A 9,490-nucleotide genomic window follows, 5' to 3' on the forward strand; every position below is an offset into this window, starting at 1 on the left:
GGCCTCGACACCCCCCGCCCCCGGCTCAGCTGGCCGCTCGCCGGCCGCGACGGCCTGCGGCAGAGCGCGTACCAGGTGCGCGTCGCCACCTCCCCCGACCGCCTCGCCGAGCCCGACGTCTGGGACAGCGGCAAGGTCGACTCCGCCAGGTCCGCGCTCGTCGCGTACGAAGGACCGGAGCTGAAGCCCCGTACCCGCTATCACTGGCAGGTCCGCGTCTGGGACGAGACCGGCGAAGCCACCGACTGGTCCGCCCCCGCCTGGTGGGAGACCGGCCTGCTCTCCCCCGACGCCTGGCGGGCGAAGTGGATCGCCGCCCCCGCCGCGCTCACCTCGGCGCCGAAGCTGGACGACGCCTCCTGGCTCTGGCACCCGGGCGACCCCGCGGGCAACGCCCCCGCCGCGACCCGCTGGTTCCGCGGACGGGCCGACATCCCCGAGGGCGTCACCCGCGCCCGCCTCGTCATCACCGCGGACGACGGCTATACGGCCTACCTCAACGGCGCGGAAGTCGCGGGCGTCGCGGCCGACTCGGCGGCCGACAACTGGCGCCGGCCCGCGGTCGTGGATGTCACGGCACAGCTCAAGACCGGCCCCGCCGTCCTCGCCGTCGCCGCGACCAACGACACGGCAGGCGCGGCCGGTCTGCTGGCCGCCCTCGAACTCACCACCGCCGATGGCACGCGCACCGTCACCACCGACGGCACCTGGAAGGCGGCGGCGGACGAGCCCGCCGGCGACTGGACCGCCCCCGGGTACGACGACGCGGGCTGGCAGCCCGCCAAGGTCCTGGGCCCGTGGGGCTCCGACCCCTGGGGCAAGGTGGTGCCCCTGCACACCCCGGCGATCCAGCTGCGACACGAGTTCCGGCTGCCGGAGAAGCCCGTCGCCCGCGCCCGCCTGTACGCGACGGCCCTCGGCGTCTACGAGGCGCGGCTCAACGGCCGCCGCGTCGGCACCGACTGCCTGGCCCCGGGCTGGACGGACTACAACAAGCGGGTCCAGTACCAGACTTACGACGTCACCGAGCACCTCGCGGGCGGTGGCAACGCGCTCGCCTTCGAGCTCGCCCCCGGCTGGTACGCGGGCAGCATCGCCTGGTTCGGCGCGCATCAGTACGGCGACCGGACCGCGGTGCGCGCCCAGCTGGAGGTCACCTACGAGGACGGCAGCACCGAGACCATCGCCTCCGCCCCCGGGTGGCGCGCGGCCGCGGGTCCCGTCACCGCCGCCGACCTGATCCACGGCGAGGAGTACGACGCGCGCCGCGAGACGGCCGGCTGGACCGAGCCCGGCTTCGACGACGCCGGCTGGCAGCGGACCGAGGAGCTCTCCGGGGTGACCGCGAAGACGGTCGCGCAAGTGGACGGCCCCGTACGGACGATGAAGGAACTCCCCGCCCGCAAGGTCACCGAGCCCAAGCCCGGCGTCTTCGTCTTCGACCTCGGCCAGAACATGGTCGGCACCGCCCGCCTGCGCGTGCGCGGCAAGGCCGGCGCCACGGTCACCCTCCGGCACGCGGAGGTGCTGAACCCGGACGGCACGGTCTATACGGCGAACCTCCGCACGGCCCGCGCCACGGACCGCTACACGCTGAGGGGCGGCGGCGAGGAGACGTACGAGCCCCGCTTCACCTTCCACGGCTTCCGCTACGTCGAGGTCACCGGCTACCCGGGCAAGCCCCCGCAGGACGCGATCACCGGCCTGGTGAAGCACACCGACGCGCCCTTCACCTTCGACTTCGAGACCAACGACGCCACCCTCAACCAGCTGCACTCCAACATCACCTGGGGCCAGCGCGGCAACTTCCTCTCCATCCCCACCGACACCCCGGCCCGCGACGAGCGTCTCGGCTGGACGGGCGACATCAACGTCTTCTCCCCCACCGCCTGCTACGTCATGGAGTCGGCCCGCTTCCTCACCAAGTGGCTGGCCGACCTGCGCGACGACCAGGCCGAGGACGGCGCGTTCGCGGACGTCGCCCCCTTCATCGGCGTCGGCAAGGGGGTGGCGGGCTGGGGCGACGCGGGTACGACCGTGCCATGGGCGCTGTATCAGGCGTACGGCGACACCCGCGTCCTCGAGGACTCCTGGGACGCGATGCTGAAGTGGCTCGACTACCTCAAGGCACACAGCAGCGGCTATCTGCGCCCCGCCGAGGGCTACGGCGACTGGCTGAACATCCAGGACGAGACCCCGAAGGACGTCATCGGCACCGCGTACTACGCCCACTCCGCCGACCTCGTCGCCCGTACCGCCAAGGTGCTCGGCAAGGACCCCGGCCCGTACGAGCAGCTGTTCGGCGCTGTCCGGGACGCGTTCCGGACGGCGTATGTCACCGAGGGCGGCCGGGTGAAGGGCGACACGCAGACCGCGTATGTCCTCGCCCTGTCGATGAACCTCCTCGCCGACGCCGACCGCAAGCCGGCCGCCGACCGCCTGGTGGAGCTGATCAAGTCCAAGGACTGGCATCTGTCCACCGGCTTCCTCGGCGCCCCGCGGCTGCTGCCCGTGCTCACCGAGGCCGGGCACACCGACGTCGCGTACCGGCTGCTGCACCAGCGCACCTTCCCCGGCTGGGGCTACCAGATCGAGAAGGGCGCGACCACGATGTGGGAGCGCTGGGACTCCATCAAGCCCGACGGCTCCTTCCAGGACGCCGGGATGAACTCCTTCAACCACTACGCCTACGGCTCGGTCGGCCAGTGGATGTACGAGAACATCGCCGGCATCTCCCCCGGCGAGCCCGGCTTCTCGCACCTCGTCATCCGCCCGCGCCCGGGCGGCGAGGTCACCTCCTGCCGGGCCCGCTTCGACACGCTGCACGGCCCGGTCGCCACCGAGTGGAGCACCGAGGGCGGCTTCCGGCTGCAGCTCACCGTGCCGCCCAACTCCACCGCCGAGGTCTGGCTGCCCGGCAGCGACAAATCCGTGCAGGCGGGCCCCGGCACCCATCAGTACTCCTGAAATCCGAGAGCATCCGAAAGCAGAGGCACCGGCATGATCAAGGCCGCGCTCAAGTCCCAGGCGATAGAGACACCGTCCTGGGCCTACGGCAACTCCGGCACGCGTTTCAAGGTGTTTGCGCAGCCGGGCGTCCCCCGTACCCCGTGGGAGAAGCTGGACGACGCCGCCCAGGTGCACGCCGCGACCGGCGTGGCGCCGAGCGTCGCCCTGCACATCCCCTGGGACAAGGTGGACGACTACGCCGCTCTGTCCGCGTACGCAAAGGAGCGCGGCCTGCGCCTCGGCGCGATCAACGCCAATGTCTTCCAGGAGGACGACTACAAGCTGGGCTCGGTGACCAACCCGGACCCGGCGGTGCGGCGCAAGGCGCTGGGCCATCTGCTGGAGTGCGTCGACATCATGGACGCGACCGGGTCGAAGGACCTGAAGCTGTGGTTCTCGGACGGCACCAACTATCCAGGCCAGGACGACATCGCCGCCCGCCAGGACCGGCTGGCGGAGGCGCTGTCGGCGGTGTACGAGCGGCTGGGCGACGGGCAGCGGATGCTGCTGGAGTACAAGCTCTTCGAGCCGGCCTTCTACACGATGGATGTCCCGGACTGGGGTACCGCCTATGCGCATTGCCTGCGGCTGGGCGAGAAGGCGCAGGTGGTCGTGGACACCGGGCATCACGCGCCGGGCACCAATATCGAGTTCATCGTGGCGCTGCTGCTGCGCGAGAAGAAGCTGGGCGGCTTCGACTTCAACTCCCGCTTCTACGCGGACGACGACCTGATGGTGGGGGCGGCGGATCCGTTCCAGCTGTTCCGGATCATGTACGAGGTGGTGCGGGGCGGCGGCTTTGTCCCGGACATCGCCTTCATGCTCGATCAGTGCCACAACATCGAGGCGAAGATCCCGGCGATCATCCGCTCGGTGATGAACGTCCAGGAAGCGACGGCCAAGGCGCTGCTCGTGGACCGCGAGGCTCTCGGCGCGGCGCAGGCATCGGGGGACGTGCTGGACGCGAACGCGGTGCTGATGGACGCGTACAACACGGATGTGCGGCCGCTGCTGGCCGAGGTGCGCGAGGAGATGGGACTCGATCCGGACCCCGTGGCGGCGTACCGGCGCACCGGCTGGGCCGAGAAGATCGCCGCAGAGCGGGTCGGCGGCGACCAGATGGGGTGGGGTGCCTGATGGCCGCGTACGACGAGCTGATCGAGCGCTCGCACCGGCTGGGCGCGGATCCGCGGAACACCAACTACGCCGGGGGCAACACCTCGGCGAAGGGTGCGGGCGCGGACCCGGTGACGGGCGGGCCCGTAGAACTGATGTGGGTCAAGGGCTCCGGGGGCGATCTCGGGACGCTGAAGCCCGCGGGGCTGGCCGCGCTGCGGCTGGACCGGCTGCGTTCTTTGACGGAGGTGTACCCGGGCGTCGACCGCGAGGACGAGATGGTCGCCGCCTTCGACTACTGCCTGCACGGCAAGGGCGGCGCCGCGCCGTCCATCGACACCGCCATGCACGGCCTGGTCGACGCCGCGCACGTCGACCATCTGCACCCGGACTCCGGCATCGCGCTGGCGTGCGCCGCGGATGGCGAGAAGCTCACCGCCGAGTGCTTCGGCGACACGGTGGTGTGGGTGCCGTGGCGGCGGCCGGGCTTTCAACTCGGCCTGGACATCGCCGCGGTGAAGGCGGCCAACCCGCAGGCGATCGGCTGCGTCCTCGGCGGCCACGGCATCACCGCCTGGGGGGACACGAGCGAGGAGTGCGAGCGCAACTCGCTGCACATCATCCGGACCGCGGAAGCCTTCCTGGAGGAGCGCGGGAAGGCCGAGCCGTTCGGGCCGGTGCTGGAGGGTTACGGGCCGCTGCCGGAGGCCGCGCGCCGGGAGCGGGCGGCGGCGCTGGCGCCGGTGATCCGCGGTCTGGCGTCCACCGACCGGGCGCAGGTCGGGCACTTCACGGACGCCGACGTCGTCCTCGACTTCATCTCCCGCGCCGAGCACCCGCGGCTGGCCGCGCTCGGCACGTCCTGCCCGGACCACTTCCTGCGTACGAAGGTGCGGCCACTGGTCCTCGACCTGGCACCTGCCGCCCCGCTGGAGGAGGCGATCGCCCGGCTGCGCGAGCTGCACGCGGCCTACCGGGAGGACTACGCCGCGTACTACGAGCGGCACGCCTCCGCGGACTCGCCGGCGATGCGCGGCGCCGATCCCGCGATCGTGCTGGTCCCGGGCGTCGGCATGTTCAGTTTCGGCAAGGACAAGCAGACGGCGCGGGTGGCGGGCGAGTTCTACGTCAACGCGATCAATGTGATGCGCGGCGCCGAAGCGGTGTCCGCGTACGCGCCCATCGAGGAGGCGGAGAAGTTCCGCATCGAGTACTGGGAGCTGGAGGAGGCCAAGCTCCGCCGGATGCCCCCGCCGAAGCCCCTCGCCACCCGGGTGGCGCTGGTCACCGGGGCCGGCTCCGGGATCGGGAAGGCGACGGCGCAGCGGCTGGTCGCCGAGGGGGCGTGCCTCGTGGTCGCCGACCTCAACGCCGAGAGCGCGGCGGCGGTCGCCGAGGAGCTGGGCGGTCCCGACAAGGCAGTGCATGTCACGGTGGACGTGACCTCCGAGGAGCAGATCGCCGCGGCCTTCGCCGACGCCGTGCTCGCCTTCGGCGGCGTCGACCTGGTGGTCAACAACGCCGGCATCTCGCTCTCGAAGCCGCTGCTGGAGACCACCGCGAAGGACTGGGACCTGCAGCACGACATCATGGCCCGCGGCTCCTTCCTCGTCTCCCGCGAGGCGGCCCGCGTGATGACGGCCCAGGACATGGGCGGCGACATCGTCTACATCGTCTCCAAGAACGGCGTCTTCGCCGGCCCCAACAACATCGCCTACTCCGCCACCAAGGCCGACCAGGCCCACCAGGTGCGGCTGCTCGCCGCCGAGCTGGGCGAGCACGGCATCCGGGTCAACGGCATCAACCCCGACGGCGTCGTCCGCGGCTCCGGCATCTTCGCGGGCGGCTGGGGCGCCAAGCGGGCGGCGGTATACGGGGTGGAGGAGTCGGAGCTCGGGGCGTACTACGCGCAGCGGACGCTGCTTAAGCGCGAGGTGCTGCCCGAGCATGTCGCGAATGCCGTCTTCGCGCTTACCAGCGGGGACTTGAGCCATACGACGGGGCTGCACATCCCGGTGGATGCCGGGGTCGCGGCGGCGTTCCTGCGATGAGTGCCTTCGCCGCCGTCGACCTGGGGGCGAGCAGCGGCCGGGTGATGCTCGGCCGCGTCGCTCCCGACGGGCTCGGTCTGGAGGAGGTGCACCGATTCCCCAACCGGCCGGTGCGCACGGGCGGGACGCTGCACTGGGACATCCTCGCCCTGTATCAGGGCGTCCTCGACGGTCTGCGGGCGGCCGGTCCGGTCGCCTCCGTCGGCATCGACTCCTGGGCCGTCGATTACGGGCTGCTCGACGCCTCGGGCGCGCTGCTCGGCAACCCGGTGCACTACCGCGACGCCCGCACGGAGGGCATGTCCGAGAAGGTGTCGGCGGTCCTCTCCCCCGCCGAGCTGTACGCGGCGACGGGCCTGCAGCACCTGCCGTTCAACACCGTCTATCAACTGACGGCCGCCCAGGGCACGCCCGCTTTGGGTATCGCCCGCCGGCTGCTGCTGATCCCGGACCTGATCGCGTACTGGCTCACGGGCGAGGCGGGCACGGAGCTCACCAACGCCTCGACCACGCAGCTCATCGACCCGCGCACCCGCACCTGGTCGGCGCCGGTGGCGGACGCCCTGGGCATCAACCTGGGCCTGTTCGCGCCGCTGCGGCAGCCCGGCGACCGGGCGGGCGAGCTGCTGCCGCAGGTGCTGTCGGAGACGGGGCTGTCCGGGCCGGTGCCGGTCACCGCGGTCGGCTCGCATGACACCGCGTCCGCTGTGGCCGGCGTCCCGGCCGAGGGCGGCGACTTCGCCTACATCGCCACCGGCACCTGGTCCCTCGCCGGCCTGGAGCTCGACGCGCCCGTGCTGTCGGAGGACAGCCGCCGCGCCAACTTCACCAACGAGCTGGGCGTCGACGGCACCGTCCGCTACCTCCGCAACATCATGGGGCTGTGGCTCCTCCAGGAGTGCCTGCGCGACTGGGGCGACCCGGACCTGGCGCCGCTGCTGGCGGCCGCGGCGGACTGTCCGCCGCTGCGCTCGGTCGTCGACGCGGGCGCGGCGGAGTTCATCGCGCCGGGCGGGATGCCGGAACGGCTGGCCGCGGCCTGCCGCCGCACCGGACAGCCGGAGCCGCGGAGCCGCGCGGAGACGGTCCGCTGCATCCTCGACTCCCTCGCCCTGGCCCACCGCCGGGCGATACGGGACGCCTCGCGGCTCTCCGGCCGCCCGGTACGCGTCGTGCACGTGGTCGGCGGCGGCGTACGCAACGAACTGCTCTGCCAACTTACCGCCGACGCCTGCGGCCTGCCGGTCATCGCGGGCCCGGTGGAGGCGGCGGCGTACGGCAACATGCTGGTGCAGGCGCGCGCGGCGGGCACGGTGAGCGGCGGCCTGCCGGAGCTGCGCGGGCTGCTACGGGAGTCGCTGCCGCTACGGCGCTACGAGCCGGACCCGGGGACCGCCGCCGCGTGGGAACGCGCCGAGGCGGCCGTAGCAGGCGGGTGACCAGCACCGCTGCGGTTCGTTGACCTCCCGTTCACCTCCGGATCACACCGTGTTGGGCCGCGGGCGCAAGCCTGAGGGCGCGCCGCGGGCAGCCACCGCCCGCGGCGCACCCACGTTCCCGGACCGGAGGTTCCCCGCATGCCTGCTCGCCGTACGACGCACCGCGCCCTGGCGCTCGCGCTGCCGATCGCCGTCGTCGCCGGCGTCGTCGCCGCCGGCCAGGCGGTGGGCGGGGAGGGCGCGGCCGCGCCGCGGGTGACCGGTGCGGCCACGCTGCCCGACATTCCGCTCGCCGGGTTCAGCAACGGCATGCTGCCGGGCACCGTCGCCGACGACCGGGGCGTGGACCTCGGCGGCATCGGCAGCGACATCTTCCCGGCGGGGCGCAAGGGCGAGTTCTGGACCGTCACCGACCGCGGGCCGAACGGCCAGATCAAGGTGGACGGCAAGAAGCGCCGCACCTTCCCGGTGCCCGGCTTCGACCCGGCGCTGGTGAAGATCCGGGTGACGGGTGACCACGTGCGGGTCCTGGACTCGATACCGATCACCACCCGCGCCGGCAAAGCCGTCACCGGGCTGCCGAACCAGGAGTCGCGCGACGAGGCGCCGTACACCTACAACGCCTCGACGAAGCTCCCGTACGACCCGAACGGCCTCGACACCGAGGGCATCGTGCGCGCGGCCGACGGCTCCTTCTGGCTGGCCGACGAGTACGGCCCGTCCCTCGTGCACGTCGCCGCCGACGGCGAGGTGCTGGCCCGCTACGTACCGAAGGGGCTGAACCTGAAGGGCGCCGGCTACCCCGTCGTCGAGGCGCTCCCCGGCATCCTGCTGAAGCGGGCGACGAACCGCGGCTTCGAGGGCCTGGCGCAGCTCCCCGGCGGCGACCTGGTGGCGGCCGTGCAGAGCCCGCTGGCGAATCCCGACGAGGAGTCCGGCGAGGCCTCCCGCACCACCCGGCTGATCCGCTTCTCGCCCGGGCGCGAGGCCGTGACCGCGGAGTACGCCTACCGGTTCGACCCGGTGTCCGTCGTCGACCCGGGCGAGGAGGACACCTCGGAGCTGAAGATCTCGTCGCTGGTCGCGCTCGGCCGGGAGACGCTGCTGGTGCAGGAGCGCACGGACAAGGCGGCGCGGCTGCACAAGGTGCGGCTCGACGAGGGGCACGACATTCTCGGCGGCCGCTGGGACGCCGGCGCCACCGCGCCGGCGCTGGAGCAGCTGAAGGACCCGGCGGCGGACGGCGTGCCGGTGCTCGGCAAGAAGCTCGTCGTCGACCTGGGCAAGCTCGACGGCGTACCCGGCAAGATCGAGGGCGTCGCCGTCACCGGCCGCTCGACGCTGGCGCTCATCAACGACAACGACTTCGGCATGAGCGACGGCGCCGAGGCCTTCGACGCCGACGGCCGGCTGGTCGACAGCGACACGGAGACCAAGGTGACGACGGTCCACCTCGGCGAGCCGCTCCGCTGACTCGCGGCGCGAGTGTTGTACACCTCTGGTAACGCGTGAGGACTCTGTTCGCCGCTGCGGTACCGGGTTAGCTTTCGCGTCCGAAGCGCCCGGTAGCAGTGCGAAAGGAACCTCCGCCGATGCCCAGTGCTCCCTCGCGCCGTTCGCTCATGGCCGGCAGCGCCGCCGCACTTGCCTCGCAGCTGCTGACCAGCAGCTCATCGGCGGCCACGGTGGACGTCGGCTCTGTTCTCCTGGGCGCGGATGTGGCCGCGCAGCAGGGCTGGTCGATGCTCCGCGGCCGCAAGGTCGGCGTGGTCTCCAACCCGACCGGCGTGCTGCGCTCCACCGCGCACGTGGTCGACTCGATGGCGGCCCAAAAGGAGCTGAACATCGTCGGCGTCTTCGGCCCCGAACACGGCT

Annotated in this window: 6 protein-coding genes; all 6 read left to right on the forward strand. The window is 72.3% G+C overall.

What is annotated here, in order from left to right; all coding sequences use genetic code 11:
* A partial coding sequence (locus tag G5C51_RS36315) for an alpha-L-rhamnosidase (protein ID WP_165244185.1) occupies positions 1-2,967 on the forward strand: 2,967 nt, incomplete at its 5' end.
* 33 nt (positions 2,968-3,000) lie between these two features.
* A complete protein-coding gene (gene rhaI / locus G5C51_RS36320) occupies positions 3,001-4,146 on the forward strand; it encodes an L-rhamnose isomerase (RefSeq protein ID WP_165244187.1) in 1,146 nt (381 codons plus the stop codon).
* Entirely contained in the window at positions 4,146-6,176 is a 2,031-nt protein-coding gene (locus tag G5C51_RS36325; protein ID WP_165244189.1) for a bifunctional aldolase/short-chain dehydrogenase, read from the forward strand. Before rhaI ends, G5C51_RS36325 begins: the two co-directional genes overlap by 1 nt.
* Complete coding sequence (locus tag G5C51_RS36330) at positions 6,173-7,615, forward strand: rhamnulokinase (protein WP_165244191.1); 1,443 nt, start codon at positions 6,173-6,175, stop codon at positions 7,613-7,615. The genes G5C51_RS36325 and G5C51_RS36330 overlap by 4 nt, the downstream gene beginning before the upstream one ends.
* A 138-nt stretch (positions 7,616-7,753) precedes the next feature.
* Positions 7,754-9,088 carry an esterase-like activity of phytase family protein gene (locus tag G5C51_RS36335; protein WP_165244193.1) on the forward strand — a complete coding sequence of 445 codons (1,335 nt, stop codon included), beginning with the start codon at positions 7,754-7,756 and terminating at the stop codon, positions 9,086-9,088.
* 119 nt (positions 9,089-9,207) lie between these two features.
* A partial coding sequence (locus G5C51_RS36340; protein ID WP_165244195.1) for an exo-beta-N-acetylmuramidase NamZ domain-containing protein occupies positions 9,208-9,490 on the forward strand: 283 nt, incomplete at its 3' end.

Source organism: Streptomyces coryli, from assembly GCF_011044975.1.
Lineage (GTDB): Bacteria > Actinomycetota > Actinomycetes > Streptomycetales > Streptomycetaceae > Streptomyces > Streptomyces coryli.